This window comes from Hafnia alvei, assembly GCF_034424155.1.
Classification (GTDB): Bacteria; Pseudomonadota; Gammaproteobacteria; order Enterobacterales; family Enterobacteriaceae; genus Hafnia; species Hafnia alvei.
Window position 1 is genome coordinate 90,883 of the sequence record NZ_CP139993.1, and the last position, 20,674, is coordinate 111,556.

At 46.4% G+C, this 20,674-nt stretch carries 20 protein-coding genes and 1 pseudogene; 9 read left to right on the forward strand and 12 right to left on the reverse strand.

Annotation, left to right across the window (positions count from 1 at the left end):
• The first annotated feature begins 669 nt into the window (after positions 1-669).
• The 3 genes from U0008_RS22185 (at position 670) to U0008_RS22195 (ending at position 3,548) form a co-directional block, all read left to right on the forward strand.
• Positions 670-1,221, forward strand: coding sequence for a tyrosine-type DNA invertase (locus tag U0008_RS22185; protein WP_043495594.1), 552 nt, complete (start codon positions 670-672; stop codon positions 1,219-1,221).
• A gap of 757 nt (positions 1,222-1,978) precedes the next feature.
• On the forward strand, positions 1,979-2,722 hold the full coding sequence (locus U0008_RS22190) for a tyrosine-type recombinase/integrase (RefSeq protein ID WP_043495595.1): 744 nt from the start codon (positions 1,979-1,981) through the stop codon (positions 2,720-2,722).
• Positions 2,723-3,293: 571 nt separating this feature from the next.
• Positions 3,294-3,548, forward strand: coding sequence for a DinI-like family protein (locus tag U0008_RS22195; RefSeq protein ID WP_043495598.1), 255 nt, complete (start codon positions 3,294-3,296; stop codon positions 3,546-3,548).
• Between the two features lie 376 nt (positions 3,549-3,924).
• On the opposite strand, the gene U0008_RS22200 is transcribed toward U0008_RS22195, so the two are convergent.
• From U0008_RS22200 to U0008_RS22210, 3 genes are all read right to left on the reverse strand, one after another.
• Positions 3,925-4,575, reverse strand: coding sequence for a LuxR C-terminal-related transcriptional regulator (locus tag U0008_RS22200; RefSeq protein WP_043495600.1), 651 nt, complete (start codon positions 4,573-4,575; stop codon positions 3,925-3,927).
• 189 nt (positions 4,576-4,764) lie between these two features.
• A protein-coding gene (locus tag U0008_RS22205) for an IS1-like element IS1A family transposase (protein ID WP_248698558.1) occupies positions 4,765-5,462 on the reverse strand; the annotation gives its coding sequence in 2 pieces (ribosomal slippage) (positions 4,765-5,213 and positions 5,213-5,462; 699 coding nt in all).
• 167 nt (positions 5,463-5,629) lie between these two features.
• Positions 5,630-6,226, reverse strand: coding sequence for a DUF2913 family protein (locus U0008_RS22210; protein WP_151200993.1), 597 nt, complete (start codon positions 6,224-6,226; stop codon positions 5,630-5,632).
• A gap of 350 nt (positions 6,227-6,576) precedes the next feature.
• Here U0008_RS22210 and cbpA point away from each other — a divergent pair, with 350 nt between their 5' ends.
• Both cbpA and cbpM read left to right on the forward strand, forming a co-directional pair.
• Positions 6,577-7,494 (forward strand): curved DNA-binding protein, encoded by a 918-nt coding sequence (gene cbpA / locus U0008_RS22215; protein WP_043495895.1) that lies wholly within the window; start codon positions 6,577-6,579, stop codon positions 7,492-7,494.
• A complete protein-coding gene (cbpM, locus tag U0008_RS22220) occupies positions 7,494-7,799 on the forward strand; it encodes a chaperone modulator CbpM (RefSeq protein WP_043495893.1) in 306 nt (101 codons plus the stop codon). The genes cbpA and cbpM overlap by 1 nt, the downstream gene beginning before the upstream one ends.
• 443 nt (positions 7,800-8,242) lie before the next feature.
• On the opposite strand, the gene U0008_RS22225 is transcribed toward cbpM, so the two are convergent.
• The gene (locus tag U0008_RS22225) at positions 8,243-9,448 is read right to left on the reverse strand and encodes an IS91 family transposase (protein WP_121626117.1); all 1,206 of its coding nucleotides are present in this window, start codon (positions 9,446-9,448) and stop codon (positions 8,243-8,245) included.
• A 1,036-nt stretch (positions 9,449-10,484) separates the two neighbouring features.
• On the opposite strand from U0008_RS22225, the gene U0008_RS22230 reads away from it, so the two are divergent.
• The 3 genes from U0008_RS22230 to U0008_RS22245 all read left to right on the forward strand — a co-directional run bounded on the left by U0008_RS22230 (position 10,485) and on the right by U0008_RS22245 (position 11,874).
• Positions 10,485-10,721, forward strand: coding sequence for a DUF6685 family protein (locus U0008_RS22230; protein WP_237717567.1), 237 nt, complete (start codon positions 10,485-10,487; stop codon positions 10,719-10,721).
• A 149-nt stretch (positions 10,722-10,870) separates the two neighbouring features.
• Complete coding sequence (locus U0008_RS22240; RefSeq protein WP_034807919.1) at positions 10,871-11,266, forward strand: hypothetical protein; 396 nt, start codon at positions 10,871-10,873, stop codon at positions 11,264-11,266.
• The gene (locus U0008_RS22245; RefSeq protein WP_008455304.1) at positions 11,263-11,874 is read left to right on the forward strand and encodes a DUF2913 family protein; all 612 of its coding nucleotides are present in this window, start codon (positions 11,263-11,265) and stop codon (positions 11,872-11,874) included. Before U0008_RS22240 ends, U0008_RS22245 begins: the two co-directional genes overlap by 4 nt.
• Here U0008_RS22245 and U0008_RS22250 read toward each other — a convergent pair.
• The 8 genes from U0008_RS22250 to pcoA form a co-directional block, all read right to left on the reverse strand.
• Entirely contained in the window at positions 11,871-12,800 is a 930-nt protein-coding gene (locus U0008_RS22250; RefSeq protein ID WP_008455303.1) for an Rpn family recombination-promoting nuclease/putative transposase, read from the reverse strand. The genes U0008_RS22245 and U0008_RS22250 overlap by 4 nt on opposite strands.
• A gap of 228 nt (positions 12,801-13,028) precedes the next feature.
• Complete coding sequence (locus U0008_RS22255) at positions 13,029-13,463, reverse strand: PcoE/SilE family metal-binding protein (RefSeq protein WP_008455301.1); 435 nt, start codon at positions 13,461-13,463, stop codon at positions 13,029-13,031.
• Positions 13,464-13,680: 217 nt separating this feature from the next.
• The gene (gene pcoS / locus U0008_RS22260; protein ID WP_008455299.1) at positions 13,681-15,081 is read right to left on the reverse strand and encodes a copper resistance membrane spanning protein PcoS; all 1,401 of its coding nucleotides are present in this window, start codon (positions 15,079-15,081) and stop codon (positions 13,681-13,683) included.
• Complete coding sequence (pcoR, locus tag U0008_RS22265) at positions 15,078-15,758, reverse strand: copper response regulator transcription factor PcoR (protein WP_001188930.1); 681 nt, start codon at positions 15,756-15,758, stop codon at positions 15,078-15,080. Before pcoR ends, pcoS begins: the two co-directional genes overlap by 4 nt.
• A 54-nt stretch (positions 15,759-15,812) precedes the next feature.
• Entirely contained in the window at positions 15,813-16,691 is an 879-nt protein-coding gene (gene pcoD / locus U0008_RS22270; RefSeq protein ID WP_306453573.1) for a copper resistance inner membrane protein PcoD, read from the reverse strand.
• 55 nt (positions 16,692-16,746) lie between these two features.
• Positions 16,747-17,127 carry a copper resistance system metallochaperone PcoC gene (pcoC, locus tag U0008_RS22275; RefSeq protein WP_000025662.1) on the reverse strand — a complete coding sequence of 127 codons (381 nt, stop codon included), beginning with the start codon at positions 17,125-17,127 and terminating at the stop codon, positions 16,747-16,749.
• 39 nt (positions 17,128-17,166) lie between these two features.
• Positions 17,167-18,057, reverse strand: coding sequence for a copper resistance outer membrane transporter PcoB (pcoB, locus tag U0008_RS22280; protein ID WP_179289136.1), 891 nt, complete (start codon positions 18,055-18,057; stop codon positions 17,167-17,169).
• A gap of 5 nt (positions 18,058-18,062) precedes the next feature.
• Entirely contained in the window at positions 18,063-19,880 is a 1,818-nt protein-coding gene (pcoA, locus tag U0008_RS22285; protein WP_039187503.1) for a multicopper oxidase PcoA, read from the reverse strand.
• A gap of 234 nt (positions 19,881-20,114) precedes the next feature.
• Between pcoA and U0008_RS22290 the strand changes: the two are divergent.
• Positions 20,115-20,563: pseudogene (locus U0008_RS22290) on the forward strand (copper resistance protein).
• The last annotated feature ends 111 nt before the right edge of the window (positions 20,564-20,674 follow it).

The window sequence follows — 20,674 nt, forward strand, 5'->3', positions numbered from 1 at the left end:
AATATTGATTAAACATTAAAACGTGAACATCACAAAATAATAAAGTACATAATAAATAAACAATATTTCATTTCTATATTAACTTGTATTAGTGATTCTAATTATAAAATTAACACCTAATATAATGATGGTTTTGTATAAAAGAATGGGAATTTCATAAGTATCTTCACGAAACTCGCATCAGCATACATAGCTCGCTAATAATATTAGAGCAACTTATCCATCTAGAGAAAAATACACGAATATAAAGTAATACCTAAGTGGTATCTTTAAGAAAAATATTAGGTAGTTTTAATGAAAAAATTAAACTTTATTTAAACACTGAACCAAATTTTAATTTGATCGAAAAATAAAACAGTAATATATCAATCACCAAAACAGTGATCTGTATGTATCATGACATTCATGGGATCCTGCAGAGTATAGAAAATTATAACCATCTGATATATATAGACTATTGGTGTTAATTAAGTCCAGTGATAACTATATTAGGTTTTAGGAAGTAGTAATTACTAAATGGTAGATATTGGAGATTCATGATGAATAACTTGCTAGTAATAGCAGAATTGTTTTTTACTATAAATAATGAGCGAGCTGGTTTCGGTGTGTTGAGATCAGATACTTATATTCGTGATAATACGTTATTGCCACCATGACAATGAGACTAGTATGAGTTCACGTAAATATCTTACTAGCGAAGAGATCGAAGCGATGATAAATTCTGTTCCGGAGGGTGAGTTTTATTATAGAGATAGATGTTTGATTATGATGTCATATATACATGGTTTACGCGTGAGTGAACTCAAAAATATTAAGATTGGAGATATAGATATTAAAGGAAAGAATATATATATATCTAGATTGAAGAATGGATTATCAACAATACATCCGTTACAACCGCAAGAGATCGAGGCTATTTCTCAATGGTTGTATGTTAGAAAATATAGGTTAAACAATGAGCTTAATTATTTTTTCTTATCACGTAATGGGACACCAATCTCCCGCCAGCAGGTATATAGCCTTATAAAAAAATATGGAAAGATGGCTAACCTTCCTGTATCAGTTCATCCTCACATGCTTCGCCATGCTTGTGGATTCAAACTAGCGGATAATGGAATAGATACTAGGCTGATCCAAGATTACCTAGGGCATCGAAATATTCAGCATACAGTGCACTACACTGCGAGTAATCAAAAACGCTTTAAATCGATAAAACTTTAATTTTATTTCACGTTAACTTTACATTTTCTTAGTTAACGTGAAGTAACATCTCAAAACTAAATGTTATTACGACTTTTTTTCGATCGTGAGTTACGTACTAGGCCTCAGTTATTAAAATTGCAAGGTAGCGTTAATAGTGAAGATCGGTAATAACAATTGCACACTATTAATCTTTAATAGTTATAGTGATCATGATTAAAATACCATTATGTTATCGAATTGAAGCCACTCGACTACGAAATGACATCTTAAGATGATTTTGAGCTGCATATGGATGGATACATTTACTCTCACTCTAAAAATCAAGTCTAAGTTTCATCGTAGTTTATTACCCAGTTTCTCGTCTCCCTAAACGTATATGCATGTCGATACCAAAATCGTTCTATCATCTCATCTTTATATAACAGCATGCTTCCTTGGGCATTTCCGTTGGAATCCCCAAAGACTTTACATTGCCTTGTAATCTTCCTGCAGGCCTTACTGGCTGCGGCTTAGCATACTTATTTGCTTACGGCAGCATCATTATGGGCTGACTAGGGATGTTGCAGATGTCTTGTTTTTTACGTTTATTTCGTTTTTTCCCCAATACTAGCACTGACCGATCACCGATTTATTCCCCTTCCCTGTTATCATCAAGCTCGGCAAAATGGTCACTAGAAAACGTCTTTTTAATTTATGGCCGGCAGCCGGCGTTGTACCATGACCACTATTGTACATATTTTGCACTAAACTGCATGAGATTGCGGAGATTAAAAAATTGAGTCTGATACCCCACAATCTAGAACAGATTTCACGTAGCGCGATCGGTTTACCTGGCAACTATGCGCGCGCAGTTCGACTTCGTGAAATGGCCATCGCCGCCGATCTGGATGTGCCCCGTTATTTGTTGGCACCAGAAATTTCAGTGCTGCTCAGCTATCTTCCCGATTTGCGTCAGCGAGTATTGATTGAAACATTATGGAACACCGGTGCTCGGATCAACGAAGCATTGGCGCTCACACCCAGTGACTTTTTTTTCAACGCGGATATGCCCTTCGTCAGATTGCGAACGTTGAAACAACGGGCACCGCGAACTCGAGGACGTCCGACGAAAGAAGAACAGCAGGAAGTACCCTTCCGAGCAGTACCTTTACCCGATGAAGATTATGTTCGTCGACTTCAGGAATATTTTGCGACTTTTAGACTGCTGACGCGCCGAGCGACTCCTATGTGGGAGGTGGCCAGCCAAGAAACACCACGCAACTGGCTAAAAGCGGCAGTTGAGCGCGCTAAAAGTGACAATGTCACATTTTCAGTTCGTCCCATTACACCACATACGTTTAGGCACAGCTATGCGGTGCATTTGCTGATGAATGGCATACATATCAAACAGGTTCAGGCATTGATGGGGCATAAAAGGATGGAGAACACCGAGGTGTATACGAAAATTTTTGCGCTCGATATAACACCTGATTTAAGTTTTTCCATGTCACCGGCACAGGCCAAATTGCTACTACGCTAATCTGACACATTAGGAACGTTAAGCTCATCGTCAGTCACAGGAAAGTACGATCAAATTTTTAGTCCAACAGCGGTCGAAACTTTTCTGTGCCAAATACGGACTAATTTAAGGCTTTTCCTGATTCATCAGAAACGTTGACACGCTCTTTTGCTGCCCAATACTTATACTTAATTTAGTACTTTTAATACTTTTATTTAATTACCCACTCGGCATACCACCTCAACACCATTAAATATAATAGTTTTTTATACTTGAATAGTATTGTAATATAGTGAAGTGTCTAACGATGGTTTTTTTAAATAATTCACCTGCTATTTAAATACATTATTTTCATGCTAACAATTATTTTTACCTTACTGCTGAAATAGGATATATCATTTTTTTCAATTATAGATACTTGTTAATCCAAACTTTATTTAAACTCTTAAATTATTCGAGGTTTTATTGACATATATTTAAACGTCTGTTAAACAACACTAGAATTAAATTTTTAAACACCTTGTTATTGATTATCAAGTTCATGTAGTATTTCTATAGAGAATAATTATTTTATTTATACAAAGGTATTGCAATGTTTATCGAGATTGAAATTTCTAATGAAGAAATAAAAAATATACCCCAAAAAAAATATGATGAATATACATCAGAACTAAGATCTAGGATTGGGGAAGTTTATCCAGATAGTAAGATTTTCATACTCACTTCTGACAATGACGTAACACTTTGCACAGTAGATGGATTTCATGATAATAATTCGGTACATCTTATTACTCACGAGATCCAAAAAGATGTGTTCAATCATGGATATTGGCGTAATAATTTATGAAATGCGGAACATTCATAAATGCTCAACAACGATATTTTATATGACGCAATCAGATTTAATGACGTTCTGAATACTCTAAGTAACTAAAGCCCGTAGACTTTCATTTTACGGGCAATACATTAAATCACACAACTATTAATTACTTATAAAACTATTATCTGCATTAATAAATATGTACCTATTTATCCAAAATAGGTCATTATCACAATCATCAAAACATATTATGTCATGCCTATTGAAATAATATGTTTTAAATATTCATTGATTTGTCGATATGTAATCTTGAGATTTACATAAACTCACTATGAATAATGTTAATTTCTATCGAACAATAGTCATCTTCTTGTCACTATGTTTTTTTGCAAAAAAATATTCTTCAATGCATGTTTTCTATATTTAGAAATTGATCTAATTTATGCATTCCCTTCTTTCGGTGAGTATATATAGTCTTTATCGATAGATTAAGAATAACTGACTGATCTTTGACAGAAATTCCATGATAATGATAGTTTAACACATCTAGTTCTCTTGCAGTAAATCCTTCAAAGATTTTTCCATTTTTTTTCTCCTCAATATTTGCAGCTTCTTTTAATAAAATTGAGGTGTCAGAAAATATTCTTTGAGCACCATGAGAAATATCGACGACCTGAATACTTTCAAAAAAACTATCATCGTGAATTCCTCCCCTCATCATGCGATATAGCCAACTAACTGATATGCATGAGTATAATCTGATGCTTCCTTTTCTTTTCAACTTGTTTATGAAGCTAATACATTCTTTCAATGTACGTAAAATTGAGCATATATCACCATCAAAACATACTGAGAGCGAAGCATCCCTATTCTGATTGAATATATCAATATATTTAGTTTCTTTTGCATTATCCTTAAATATAACTCTCTTAGTTTCTATACCTTCCATATTTGAGATTAATTTATACCCTTGATATAGATAGTCACAGGGACTAATAACACATATAAGTTTTGACGGATTCGATTTAGATAAACTGTCTGAATTATTACTCATCACATTCTCCCTTCTAAATATTTCATACAAACAAATACAAAGCCCCTATTGTATATTTTATTGGGATATGTAAACAAAATTCAGTAAGCTTCAATTATAGTTTTATTTTTCTATTTTTGGAAATACATTCGAATATAAAAATATAAATTCAGAAAAACCTTTCATGAAAAAATGGGTAATGACTCCAACTTATTGATAGTGTTTTATGTTCAGATAATGCCCGATGACTTTGTCATGCAGCTCCACCGATTTTGAGAACGACAGCGACTTCCGTCCCAGCCGTGCCAGGTGCTGCCTCAGATTCAGGTTATGCCGCTCAATTCGCTGCGTATATCGCTTGCTGATTACGTGCAGCTTTCCCTTCAGGCGGGATTCATACAGCGGCCAGCCATCCGTCATCCATATCACCACGTCAAAGAGTGACAGCAGGCTCATAAGACGCCCCAGCGTCGCCATAGTGCGTTCACCGAATACGTGCGCAACAACCGTCTTCCGGAGCCTGTCATACGCGTAAAACAGCCAGCGCTGGCGCGATTTAGCCCCGACATAGCCCCACTGTTCGTCCATTTCCGCGCAGACGATGACGTCACTGCCCGGCTGTATGCGCGAGGTTACCGACTGCGGCCTGAGTTTTTTAAGTGACGTAAAATCGTGTTGAGGCCAACGCCCATAATGCGGGCAGTTGCCCGGCATCCAACGCCATTCATGGCCATATCAATGATTTTCTGGTGCGTACCGGGTTGAGAAGCGGTGTAAGTGAACTGCAGTTGCCATGTTTTACGGCAGTGAGAGCAGAGATAGCGCTGATGTCCGGCGGTGCTTTTGCCGTTACGCACCACCCCGTCAGTAGCTGAACAGGAGGGACAGCTGATAGAAACAGAAGCCACTGGAGCACCTCAAAAACACCATCATACACTAAATCAGTAAGTTGGCAGCATCACCCGGTCATGCAGTCCAGCCCGCCGCTGCATGGAGACGCACTTATGTGCCATCGCACAAAAGCTCGAACAAAAAGGTATTGAGAAGGGAATTTTGACGTAAATCCGCCACTAATCTACACTCCCTGCCTGACCATCAAAACATACTGATGGGGCAGGGAAATATCACTCACGGTTTCCGCCTGCCAACCACAACGATTTAGCAGTCCTTCAAGGTCGGCCACACGACCACTTAGACGCGCCATCAGTGGGTTAACCTGCCAACCATCATCATCAAATGCTACATCGAGGTTACTATGCGTGAGATGGATCGAATTGTCTTCCGTCTTTAGAGGCACGGCATATCGACCGGACCATTCTCGGTCGCTCAACAGGCGGTAATTCCAATGCATATCCTTCGCCGTTTCTAGGGCATACGTCAGCCGGAACAGATCATTCTGATTAGACAACTCGCCTGTACAGGAACGCCAAAGATAGTTCAATTTAGTGGACAGTTTTGCTCTTACACCCAGTTGGCGCCCTTGTTGCAGAAGCCACTCGATGTCGCGAGCGACATCACGCGAAAATCGCCGTTGCTTTAGTGCAGTCGCCAACCAGCGGGTGAGAAAAATATTTTCCTGTGCTGGAGAGAGAACGCCACTATCCTGCTTGGCCAGCGCAAGTGCTACCAGTGCACACCATGCCAAATGGCCCGATTTTTCTGTCAATGTCATTGTTTACTCTTTTCCTTATATTCTGCCGGCAATATTTTGGCAGCTTCAACCTTATCTCCTAATTGCGGAGCATCTTACGGAGGTCATCCACAGTCAAAGGTCTAGCCTCATTGCCTCGATGAATCATGGCATGGCAGTTCGAACACAACGGGACCAGATCAGTGACAGGATTTATGCAGTATCCTTCACCTAACATTTTATCTGTTGGCTGCCTAAAAAAACCGGCCGCGCCACTTTTGATGACTTTTCACCGTTAACGCGACACAACCCGTGACAATACCCCTAAGCTTAATGATAGTATTTATCTAAAGGTTCCCTTCATCCTAATTTGTTTTACGCGAGATAACGCAATGGAATTAAAGGATTATTATGCCATTATGGGCGTGAAGCCGACAGACGATCTCAAGACAATCAAGACCGCCTATCGCCGATTGGCTCGTAAGTTCCATCCCGATGTCAGTAAAGAACCTGATACCGAAGCCCGATTTAAAGAAGTGGCGGAAGCGTGGAAGGTTCTGAGTGATAAGCAGCGCCGAGCCGAGTATGACCAGTTGTGGCTGCACCGAAACGATCCTCAATTCCAACAATTCCAGCAACGAGAAGGGCAAAGCTACAGCCCTGAAGATTTTGACGATATCTTCTCGTCGATCTTTGGCCAACATGGCCGGCAGTCGCGGCAGCGTCCTGCTGCTCGTGGTCATGATTTGGAGATTGAAGTTGCGATATTCCTCGAAGAAACGCAAGAGGAACATAAACGCACCATCAGCTACAACCTACCTGAATACAATGCTTTTGGCATGGTTGAACGGGAAATCCCTAAAACGCTGAATGTTAAAATTCCTGCCGGTGTTGGCAATGGCCAGCGTATTCGCTTGAAAGGGCAGGGGACGCCGGGTGAGAACGGTGGGCCAAATGGCGATCTGTGGCTGGTGATCCGTATTGCTCCACATCCATTATTTGATATCGTCAATCAGGATTTGGAAATTGTGGTTCCGCTCGCCCCTTGGGAGGCTGCTCTGGGCGCTAAAGTGGCCGTGCCTACGTTGAAAGATAGCATTCTGCTAACCATTCCTGCCGGGAGTCAGACTGGACAGCGGTTACGTATTAAAGGTAAAGGCTTAGTCAGTAAAAATCATACAGGCGATCTGTATGCCGTCATCAAAATCGTGATGCCGCCAAAACCAGACAGCGAAAGTGCAGCTTTATGGCAGCAATTGGCGAACGTTCAGTCGTCCTTTGATCCACGTAAAGAGTGGGGGAAAGCATAATGGCTAATGTCACCGTCACTTTCACCATTACCGAGTTTTGCCTGCATACCGGAGTCTCGGAAGAAGAACTGAACGAGATTGTTGGGCTAGGCGTAGTTGAACCGAGTGATTATGAATCAGCAATATGGCTATTTGATGACCACGCCGTTACCGTTGTACTGCGAGCTTTACGCCTTCGGCAAGAGCTGGCGCTAGACTGGCCGGGTATCGCGGTTGCGCTAACGTTGTTGGAGGAAAATACCCAACTACGTCAGGAGAATCGACTGCTGCGGCAGAGGCTCTCACACTTCATTGCACACCCATAGTAAAAACGTTGAAGATTAAGGGGCCGCATATTGCGGCTCTGTCGCATTAAACCATTAGAGGGGTTTGAAGCCCAACTGTACGGAAACGTACGCTAAGTACGTTTTTTGAGCGCCATGGGCGGCTAATGATAACGAGAGCGTTGTTTACGCTTTTCATTGATACCCGTAGTCATAGGGGTCAGTTTGGATATCGAAAATTATTGTACGTTAAGGTTATTTTTTGTACCTCTGAGCTACGGTAAAGCTTGACCACTTTGACAGGCAGCTTTGAGCGAGCAGCGGAAGTTCATGGTTAGGAAACTGAAAGTTGTTTTTACCCTGTTTTCAGGGCGTTAGCTTCTTATGCTGATGAGCGATCCTCTGTTTTATCCGGCTGCGGTTGTATAAATTCACAGTGCTTCGGTGGTTTATTATTCAATTTTATGATTTTAAGCAGATCTTCCCTATGCCGCCTGTTGTAACCATCGTCGTTTCTTAAATTCCTGACGCCGCATCTCCAGTAATTTATCTGCCCTGATACCCGCTTCCGCACAGTTGAAGACCATTCTGCTGCCACACAGCACACACTGGTACGGATCTATCCGGGTAAACTGCTTCATCAAAGACGCAAAGCCTGGTTTTGGCGGTTTCTCCTTCTCCTTTATGTCCAGTGCCGCATACACCTCCGGCAGTAAAGCCCCCCGTTTCCGGTTGGCCAGAAAGCCGTAATACCGCACCATTTTAAAATGTCGTGAGGGGATATGGCTGATATAGCGCATCAGCATCTCCTCCTGGCTCAGATATTGGATTTTATGCTGACCTGTCCGGTGGTCATAGTAATGATGAACCACTGTCCGGCCACTGTAGTGGCGTAATTTGGAGGCTGCAACAGGTGGCCGTTTCAGGTAACGGCCGAGATAATTGACGTTTTGCCGTGCGTGCTTTGTCTTCTTGGCAAAGTGAATTTTCCATCGCCGCTGATATTGTGATTCTAAAAACTGGCACCATTCCCTGTAGTCGCGGATATGCCTGTAGCCTGCGGCGGCTAAATCCAGCGAAGCATAGTGCTGACGAAGCAGGGCAATGACAGCCTGACGCCAGTAACGCTCAGCCACCTTTTTTTTAAAGAAAACTGAGCGCCAGACGCCGTGTTTGCGGCATAACCCGCCACGGGTGACGGATAAATGGATATGCGGATGCTGGTTAAGCTGGCGTCCGTAAGTGTGCAGGGCGGCAAATAGCCCGATTTCAATGCCCATCTTTTCCGCCCATTTCAGGAGGGTATAGGCAGCACAAGCAAACAACTGATTGAGTAACGGCCAGTTAAGATTAAACGCCGGCCAGAGTTTATCGGGCATGGTAAAGGTGATGTGCTGCCATTCGCAGTCGGGGAGGATGTGTTGCTGCTCTGCTATCCATTGCTCGGTGGCTTTCATGCCGCAGGCGCTGCAGCCTTTACTTTTGCAGCTCTGACAGAAATATTTGGTGTGGGTGCAGTGAGCAGACTCACAGCAATAACGGCGTATCCCCATGGCACCGGTGCCGCAGGCGAGCATGCGCTCAATGACCAGTTTGGTCCATTCGGGGATAGTATGACCGCGATTGATGAGAAGACGATCCCAGCCGTCATCAATCTGAAAGAGGAGTTTTGCGGGGCGAGGAATATACATGCACCGGATTATAACGGGAGATGGTTACTGAAAACAGCCATTGACTTACAGAGTCTTAGCTCCGCCGCAGGCGGCTATTGTTCTCAATACAGCCCCCGGGCACCGGCCTTGCCGGCGCCACGGCTCCGGAAATCACGCCCTGTACGTCGCAAGCGCCGTACAGCCCGCTCACCGGAGTTAAAAGGGCTTAATGAAACCACATCATGGTTATAAGCGGGTTATGGCTTAGCAGGGCGAAGGGATGGATTGCTGGAACCTATCAACAGCGTAACCGGCTGCGCCGGGCTACGGCGCCATTAACAACCATGTTCTGGTCAACTTCTGAGGGCGCCTCTATGCGCCTTTGGCGCATTCCCGGAATGCCTGCGCGCTGCTCGGCATTCTTAACCCGAATATTGAAGCAGCATTTCCGGCTACGCCGGGTCCCGGCGCCACTCACCATCAGTATTCTGTTTACCACCTGCTGGCGCCTCCATGCCGCCTGGCGGCATTCGTGACCACAGCTTATGCTCAGCAGTAGAAATACTGACGTTAAGCCTCTGCCGTAGTATATTTTCGCGATTATCCTTAGCTATGCTAAGGCTGGCCGGACGTGATCAGGACTAATATGACCATCAGGGAAAGCATATGAGCGATGAACCGGGAAGAGGTAAATTTGTCGATCAGGCGGCAGAAGCCAGGCCTTCTGTCTGGCGCAGAACAGCTGGCTGGATACGTGAGGAGATTCTCCATTCTCTGGGACGGCCCGCCCGCCTGGAGGGTGCGATTGCTCCCGGGCAGCTAATTCCCTGTCCGATCATCGCCCCTGTCGACACGTTCTGGACACGGTCGGTGGTCTACTGGCAGGACTGGATGTCTTTTTCTCTGTCATCATTCCCGTCCCTGGACGATCGACTACCGCAAACCGGGCTACCAGCGCCGGCTCGAAAGCCATTCACTTGCTGTTCCTGAGGTTCAGCAACTGATTAGAAAAGAAAATATCCCTCATTTTTCATGCGATATCACAGATATTCGGGGGATTTCGGCCTCGAAATCTATGGATCATGATATCCGGGACATCGATGAGTTTCCTGTACTGAGATGCCGTGAGCTGGCTGAACCTGTGACTGAAGAGCACCTGCGAAAAAATATGCGTCACTGGGAATTACGGCTCGACCGGATGCTGTTTGCTGAATATCCGTGGGCAGAGCGGAGACTCTACTATATCGCTTTCCGGTTCTGTCAGTCAGGCTGGCCTGAGCTGGATCGGGGAGGTTCATTCCGCCGTCACTGACGCGGTTATGACGGCACAGGTGGTAAACAATATTGCCGGATACTGGCATGAGCTCCAGTGTGAAATAAATGATGACGCAGGGAGTGAGCCAGCATAACGCTGCTCTCTGGCTGGTCAGACAGCTGCAGGTATTAATTCAGGAGTCTGGAATGGAAAATATGATGAAAACTATGCGTGAGCATTTCTCTGCGCGAAAAGTGGTGATCGAACAGTCTCTGGATATGTTTGGTATCAAACGAAATGAGGACGGGACGTTACTCTTCCCCCGTCACTCCGATAAACGTTTTCCCGTTGCACGTATCCGTAAGCGACTGGCGGCTTATGGCTGGCGAGGAGAACGCCTGAATAAGGAAGTGGCGCGCATCGTCGCGGGCCCTGATATCCTCCCTGACAGGAGGGAATACAGCATTATTTTCCCTTACGGATGGGAGAAGAAGCAGCTGACGCGTGAGATGCGGAGGATGTTTCCCCGCAAGACTGGCCGACGTGTGCTGATTATGCTCGATGAATTACATCAGTTTATTGACTCACGGGAGAAGCAGTGACGCTGACAGAAAAATCAGGCCATCTGGCATGGTGCGCCCTGGTGGCGCTTGCGCTGGCCAGACAGAACGGCGATGTGCTGTCACCGGCTCAGGAAAATCTCTTTCTCACCCGATGGCTGGCGACCGCGCTGAAGCAACGGCGTTTTTCGCGTGATGTTGCCCCCGATATCGAGTGGCTTCTGAAACAGGGACGTCAGCTGGGCGTCAGCGCGAAGCTGGTCAGCAAGCTGAATTACCTCTGGCGTTCCTGCACCGGCGAGTTGACTGAACAGAACGATCTGTTCCGGCTGACCTATGCGCTGGAAACAGCCAAAGATATGCACTGGAACTACCGTCTGCTGAGCGATCGGGAATGGTCCGGCCGGAATGCTGTGGCGTTCAGTGCAGGCGTGAACGGCATTTATCTCTCACGGGCCAACCTCGATGTTGCTTTTGACGACAGCGGCCGACAGATAAATCCGCTGACAGCGCGTCTGACTGGGAACGTAGCGGGGGTGATGAAGCTGTTTAATCGCTGTGGCTGGCAGGCAGAGCCTGAGTCTGGTGCCTCCCTGCCCCACCAGTATTCGCTGATGGCCGGACAGGGAGTGCCAGGAAAGGGTGATTAGTGGCGGATCTGCGCTAGGTCGTCTTCGGTCAGACCGGTCATTTTCATGACGGTATTGCGGTCAATGCCGTTCTGCAGCATGGTACGGGCTATTTTCAGAGTCGCTTCGCGCTCACCTTCTGAACGACCTTCCTGTCTTCCAAGCTGGATACCTTTCTCAATACCCTTTTGTTCGAGTTGTTGTGCGATGGTCATAAGTGCGTCTCCGTGTTGCGGCACACGCTGTGCCAGTTCGCGTACAAAGGCTTCGGCGTCGGATGTTTCGCCTGCCTGCACTATATAGTGTACCAGCGATATCACCTGCGATGAAGACAAGTATCCCGTCAGCAAGATGGGCGCCAGCCGGTCAACCAGTTCTGCCAGGTCTCGCTGGTGAATATGCTTTTGCAGTAAAGTCAGGGCGGCCATGCTGCGATGGCCAGCGATTTCATCATCCGGAATGACCGTAACGTCTACCAGCGGGAAAGCGCTGCTGTAGAGTTTGCCAGCCAGCCCGGGATCGTCAAACTCATCCAGCCACCGGGTGGAGTACGGATACGGGCTGCGTTTACCCGTATAGAACAGCACCGGTATCACCAGTGGCAGTTTTTTATGCCCTGCCTCCAGGTGGCGCTGCATGGCAGCCACCGCATAGCGTATGAGGCGGAAAGCCATATGTTTGTCGGGCGTTGACTGGTGTTCGACAAGCACATGAATATAGCCGTCGCCGGCTGTGGTTTTCAGGCTATAGAGAACGTCGCTGAAATACTGGCGGAGATCATCCTCAACGAACGAGCCTGATTCCAGTTTCAGCGTGCTGAGATCGCAGACTGCGCGCAGCTCTGCGGGCAGATGGATTTCCATGAAATCACGGGCCACATCCGGCTGTGTCAGAAACTGTCGGAACGTCGCATCGTGAGGTGTTGGCGTCATGTTTTTTTTCTTCATCTGTCTCTGTCCTGAGCCTGCAAAATAACCGACATATCTTATCACGTCCCCCTGCGTTGGTTTACAAGGAGGTAGCCTTGGTAATTTCTCAGACATGTAGGACAGCACAATAAAATACAGTCACCATGATAGTTGACGATAAATAAGTGAATAAAAAAACGCTCCCGGACGGGAGCGTAAGCCAGTGAAATCGGCGTCAAAAGAGGGTCTAACAAGTGGGGCTGCGGGTTAATTCTGAGTGGCCTGGCTGCGATGCTTTTCAGCCTGCTGCTGATGAATCACTGAAGACTGACCATTATTCGCCTTCTCGTGCACAACTGCGGCTTTTTCATGCTCGTTCATTTCAGAAAATGACTTTGCGGTTTCGTTGGTGGCTCCTGATTTGCCATTCATCATTTTTTTATGCATTTCCGCCATGTCCTGGTGGGCAGAAGCGTTGCCGTTTTGCATCATTTCATGGGACATTGCAGCCTGATCGTGTCCGCTCATATCCATCATTGTCATACTGTCTCCCTGAACAGCGCTTTTTTCAGAGGTTGACTGCATCTGATGGGCGGGTGCCTGGGCATTATTTACCTGGTCATGCATGTTCATTGTCTCTGCAGCCATGGCGGATGAAGCGACAGCCATAATGGCAACAAATGATACAAGGATCTTTTTCATGGTTGGGTCTCCGGTGTTTTCATACCCAAACAATCAACGGCTTATAACAGAGAAAGCATTTGATCTCAGGGCGGGTTATTCATCACTCCAGGAACCAGGCGATTGCGTTATCACTCTGCTCCTGATTTATGAATGATTATAAAAAACCGCCTCTGTTTATCGCGTGACTGAATGATGACAATTTTGTCACCTTCCATGTTTCTCCTGAATAACGGGATTAATCCCTTAATAAACGCACTTTGAACACAATTTCCCGCCCCCGCTGTACTGCTGACAATTCGCCACCGTGAGCGAGAATGATTGACCTCGTTATTGATAATCCCAGCCCCGCGCCTTCGGTGTTGTGAACCCGTGATGAGTCTGCGCGATAGAACCGGTCAAACAAACGTTCAAGATTGGCGGGAACTGAGCCAGACATCGCATTCGTAATCATCACGTTTACAAAGTCACTGTCACGCTCAAGGCGTATAGCAGTACAGGTCTTATCGGGAGAATACTTGATTGCATTGGAAAGCAGGTTGCTGAAAGCACGTCGCAGCATATCGCTGTCTCCGGCAACAACGCCCTCTCCTTCAACCGTGATTGTCTTTCCTGACTCGTCTGCCAGAGGCTCGAACAGCTCACGTAATTCATTCAGTTCGGCGGCCAGATCCACATCATGTTTATCCAGTTGCAGCAGACCATGCTCTGAACGTGCCAGAAAAAGCATGTCACTGGTCATTCGTGACAATCTTTTCAGTTCTTCCAGGTTCGCGAATAAAATTTCACGGTAATGCGAAACATCCCTTTCCTTTGCCAGTGCAAACTGCGTCTGCATCATCAGATTACTGACCGGGGTACGCAACTCATGTGCGATATCAGAAGAGAAATCTGACAGTTTCCGGAATGACCCCTCCAGGCGATCGAACATATTATTGAACTCCTGCATGGTCTCAGATATTTCCGGCGGAGCCAGATCGGGATTAAGACGCTGATCCAGGCTGTGTACGGTCATGGAGGAAGCCAGACTGGTCATTTCCCGTAGCGGTTTCAGACCAATACGTGTGGTCAGCCAGCCCAGAAAAATAGAAATAAAGACCAGACCGATATTGAACCAGAACAGCCAGGTACTGAGCTTATCCATAAACAGGGTGTGATACCCGGTATCCGTGGCAACCGTAATGATGAAATGTTTGCTTCGACCCTGTTCCGGAACCACAGCAACCCGCCGCGAGATACTGCGATACACGGTATTATTTTCTTCAGTCTGGATCATATAGTCGAGAACATCACCCGACTTATTCAGCAGGATCGCAGGGACAACAGAGTTTTTAGCATACAGCTCCACGATTTTTTCATTTTCCATATTTTTTATAGAAATGAATAAACCATTGTGCCCCACCATCGCATCATTTATTTTTTCAGTTAATGATTTTATATCCGTCTTGTTCTGGAACGTTTCTGTCTTAAGAAACTCTTCGGTGAGCTGAAGTTTACCTGTCAGAAAATCGCGGTCCTGATTATCGAAATAGCCATTAAGGGTGCTAATCAGGATAAAACTTGATAACCACCATACCGTAAGCATCACCGCAGAAAAAATCAGGCTCAGGCGTGTGGTCAGGGAAATTTTGAACCTCACTCTTCTCTGATCTCCAGGACATATCCGGCACCGCGAACGGTATGGATCAGTTTTGGCTCAAAGTCATCATCAATTTTACTTCTCAGACGTCTCACGGCGACATCAATCACATTCGTATCACTGTCAAAATTCATGTTCCAGACCAGGGACGAGATAAGACTCCTGGGTAACACTTCTCCGGTGCGTTGCAGCAGCAACTCAAGCAGAACGTATTCTTTACCGGTGAGATGGATCTTCTTCCCCGAACGGATCACGGTCCGGCGCACCATATCAACGGTCATATCGGCGATGGTGCAGACTGTTGCGGCCTGCGAGCGTGCCCGGCGCAGTAGGGTTCTTACACGTGCAACCAGCTCCGTAAAATCAAAGGGCTTAATCAGGTAGTCATCTGCGCCAAGCTCCAGTCCTTTCACTTTGTCCCGCACGTTGTCCTTTGCGGTTAAAAACAGGACCGGTTCTTCGTGCCCGGACTCCCTCAGTGCGCTGATGATTTGCCACCCGTCGAGGAAAGGCAGCATCACGTCCAGTATTATCAAATCATACTGTCCCTTCGACGCGGCCCCGAGACCATCGCGGCCATTATTAAAGAGATCGGCCTGATAGCCTTCCTCAACCAGTCCCTGCTGCAGGTAACGACCTGTTTTTTGTTCGTCTTCAACGATTAAAATACGCTGCATGGTCAACTCGCTGATATGAAAGTAAAAATCTCACGCATGAGCTTTGGCTGTCCCCTAGCTGACCTGAGACGGAGCAAGCATTCCGAGCCACGCTACGGCGCCCAGAATGATAATCGCAACAACGAATTCTGTCAGGATGCTGTTTCGCATCAGGGCAACGCTGCGATCATAATTCCCTTCCCTGACCATAACTTCAAGCCGGGGACCCAGGTGAAACCGGTTTGCTGCAGCCAGAAGAAGCATCAGAACAAACAGAGCCGTCTTGGCAAGCAATATCCTCCCCCAGGAACTGTTGAATAAGGGAGTTAAGTTACCCTCAGCAATATACAGATAGTTGACCAGCGCACTCAGGATCAGGGCTACAACAATCACCGTTCCTGCCGTGGCAAATTTTGCCAGGGAGTCAGATATCACAATGACGCTCTGTGCATTATGCTCGTTTCTGCGCATCAGCAGGATAGCAAATGCAACCAGAGCACCTGTCCAGGCACCTGCAGCGCCGAGATGGGTCAGATCGCTCAGTAAATGGAGATAGTAATGCAGACCGTCATGCATAACGGCGTGTCCTCCCCAGGCAAGTGTAGCCAGCGCCACGCCCCCACTCATCGTCATCAGCAGGCAGGACAATACTCTCTTATTAGTGTAAAGGAACAAAGCACCGAGTGTGGTAAACAGGGCACAGAGCCTGACAATCCAGCTAATACCCACATCAGTTTCTTCTATCACCATCTCGATAACATGGATGGATAATTCTCTGAGGTCAGTTACTCCACTCATGGCATTAGATACCAGGAGCATATTAATGCCAGTAAGAATGATGCCTGTAACAACAGCAAAGGTTATAAACGACCTGAAATTAGTCAGGTTATAGGTTTCATATCTGACACCGCTTATTCCATATATCTGAAAAAATGGCAATCCAAATATTACCATCAAATCCAGATAAAGAAGAAAACGAATAACAATCATAATCAGGTCGTTCATAATATTACTTCACTGTAAAGGTGTAATTACCGGTAATAGGGTGCGTATCTGAAGAAACCGCGCGCCAGTCAACACGATAAGTGCCAGCGGGTAAAGGCTCTCGCGGAATAATGACCATCGATTTAGGGTCAGCGCCTGGCGCCACTTTTGCCGCGACCGGCATCGGAGAATGTGATGACATGCCTTTCATACCCGTCATCGTTAATTTTGCACCTGAGAATTTCACGGTCAGATTTTCCGAGAAATTAAGCTGAATCTTTTCCGGGGCCGCTACGGCTGAATCAGCCTGTGGCACAGAGCTTTTTAATTCCGGATGGGCCATAGCAGAGAAAGCAACGCCCATAACGAGGCCGCCTGTAAGAATGGCTTTATTTAAAATCGACATTTTATTTACCTGTTTAGTTGAGTGTTTTATATCAGTGCGTTAAAACCAGATTCTGGCTCCCGCCAGGAATACTACCTGATGGTCTTTCTCACCTTCTCTTTTCGCCATATCGGATGTTTTCCCGTAAAGTTGATTCCAGGAAACGCCTATATAGGGTGCAAACTCACGGCGTATTTCATAGCGCAGCCGGAGCCCCAGCTCTGTGTCAGTCAGTCCCCTGCCGCGACCCCGCGATTCATCATCCTGACTGTAGAAATTCACCTCATAGGATGGCTGGAGTATGAGCCGGTTAGTCAGTAAAACGTCGTATTCTCCTCCCAGACGAAGGGCTGCTTTTCCGCCATTACTGACAAAACCCGTAATTTCAGACTCAAAATTATAGAGTGCCAGCCCCTGAAAACCGACAGCAGCCCAGGTCCGGGCAGAAGCAGGTCTGAAATCCTGCCTGACACCCGCAACCAAATCCCACCATGGGCCAACCGCATGTCCCCAGAGTAACTGCGCTTCAGCCGCCTCCGTTTCCCCATTGCTTCGTTCACCTTCACTCTTTAGCCAAATCCGATCTGTGTCGCCTCCAATCCAGCTGTTAACACTCCAGCTGAAATTGTTGGTGTTATCCGACCGTTGCCATTCCAGTTGATCCAGCAGAACCAGATAATTAATCGCACTGTCGTGAATCGCATGCCCCTGTAAATTGCCGAATGCAGCCTTCCGGTCGGCATCGGTAACAGGCGGAATTGGCGTTCTGCTCTCAGTTACAATGGGCTCCATTGACGTCATCTCAGTGAAATTCTCATCTGCTGGCATCTGCATGGCAGACATGTCGTGCCCGGCGTGGGGATCTGCAGAGACGGAGCCCGCCGCAATAGAAAGCTGTGAGGTAAACAAACCGGCGACCAGAACAGGTATGGCCTTAAAACTTCTCTTCATTCGCATCATTCCTCCACCCGGACTTCACGAAACATTCCCATTTCCATGTGATAGAGCAAATGGCAGTGATACGCCCAGCGGCCAAGCGCATCTGCTGTCACTCTGTAACTGCGTTTTGTACCAGGGGGAACATCTATTGTGTGTTTACGAACCATGAAATTACCGTTTTCATCTTCCAGATCGCTCCACATGCCATGCAGGTGAATGGGGTGAGTCATCATGGTATCGTTGACCAGCGTGATCCTGAGTCGCTCACCGTATTTCAGCAGCACCGGTGCGGCATCTGAAAACTTGATTCCGTTAAATGACCAGGCAAACTTTTCCATGTGGCCGGTTAAATGCAGTTCTATGGTGCGGCCAGGTTCACGTCCGTCAGGATCCTCAAAGCGGCTTTTCAAATCCGCGTACGTGAGAACCTTTCTTCCGTTATTTCGAAGACCAATACCCGGATCGTTTAATTTCGGGGAGACGCTCATCGCCTGCATATCAACCAGTGGGTTATCCGTTTCTGACGCAGGATGACTTTGCATACCCGGCATTCCGGCCATCTGAGAATGATCCATACCGGCCATGCTGCTGTGATCCATGGGCGCGGAGGACGTCCCGCTATCGGCAAGGTCAGCACCGTCCATAGACATCATCTCTCCACTGTTATCCATGCCTCCCATCTGGCTGTGGTCCATTCCTGCCATATCATGTCCCATTCCTCCCATACCCATATCTTCCATGGTCAACAGAGGACGGGGATCGAGGGCGGGAACGACAGCACTTAACCCCTCTCTCGTGGCCAGTGTCCCGCGAGCGTAACCGGTCCTGTCCATAGATTGTGCGAAGATGGTATAGGCCTCACCCTGCGGCTCCACAATGACATCATAGGTTTCGGCAACGGCAATCCTGAATTCGTCAACGGTAACCGGGTTTACATACTGGCCATCTGCAGCCACGACCGTCATTTTCAGCCCGGGGATGCGGATATCGAAATAGGTCATTGCCGAGCCGTTGATAAACCGTAAGCGTATCTTTTCACCGGGACGGAACAGTCCGGTCCAGTTTTTCAGCGGGGCCTGCCCGTTCATGAGATAGGTGTAGGTGTAGCCACTGACATCCGCGAGGTCAGTCGGATTCATTTTCATTTCAGCCCACATTTTCCGGTCGGCAATGGTGGCTGACAGCCCCCTGGTATTCACGTCGCGGAAAAAAGAGCCAACGGTTGGTTTATTAAAATTGTAGTAATCCGACTGTTTTTTTAATTTTTTCAGCAGGCTGTGAGGATTTTCATCGGTCCAGTCAGACAACATGACCACGTGCTCACGATCGTAAGCAAACGGCTCAGGCTCCCTGGCATCAATGATAATGGCACCGTATACCCCCTCCTGTTCCTGCAGACCGGAATGGCTGTGGTACCAGTAAGTCCCGTTCTGCTTAACCTTAAAGGTGTAAACGTAGGTATCATCAGGTTCGATACCCATAAAACTCAGCCCCGGAACACCATCCATATTGGCCGGAAGAATAATGCCGTGCCAGTGAATGGACGTCTGTTCATTAAGACGGTTTTTGACCTTCAGGGTAATGGTGTCACCTTCTTTCCAGCGAAGAACGGGCCCCGGCAGGCCTCCATTGATTGTTTTGGCCTGACGCTCACTGCCCGTAATATTGACTGCCGTTTCACCAATGGTCAGGTCAAACTGAGTACCCTGCAGGGATGCGGCAACTGGCAGGCTCAGACTGGAACGCGCATTGAAACTCCATACGCCAAGACTTCCGGCTACGCCAGAGAGGGTTAACCCCTTCAGGAAAGTTCGTCGAGACGTTTTCAACAGCATGCGCGTTCCCTTATATAAAGTATGGTTACTGACAGAATTCGAGAACCGATTTAAATTAAATTTCTGGTTCATCCTCTTACAATGAAATGAAGCTAACACACCTTAAGAAACAAATTCATTACAATCGTGTAATGTACGCAACTGTATTACATTTACGTCATCTTCCCCACAGGTTGATTATTTTTATATATGATCGTGATGACATCTTTTATGTACCTAAGAAGGTAATTACACATGAATATATTAATTACGACCACTGCGTTTACAGCTTTATTTTGTGGGGCAGCTTTTGCTCTGCCCAGTGATATTTCCCATGAAGCACATCGATTCGTGAATAATGCCTCAGCCGTCAGTCATGTGAATTCATCGACGCATGAAAACTTGCCGGACAGGGTTAATAAAAACAACACGCCCTCATTCTCTGAAATGAATGAACATGAAAGGGCCATTGTTGCTCATTCATTTATGAACAACAGCGCGTCCTATGCACATCAAAAAATGATTGAGGAACATAAAAAATGCTGTCCGGCAGTGATGCAAATTCAAAGACCTCATCTTCTTCTTTTAACGAACTGAATGTCGGCGAGAAAGCCGCCCTCGTGCATGAGCAGGTCAATAATGCCGGTGCGGAAGCACATCAGACGCAGGCAAGAAAGCTTCGCGGACTGTATTCATCAAGGTAACTGCAGGCGGGTTATTGCTCAGCGTCGGGTGCGCAGCAGGGTTTTACTGGCGGGTTACGTAGCAGGACATGAGCCCCATATTGCTCTGCCGTAACCTGTTTCAGTCCCGTT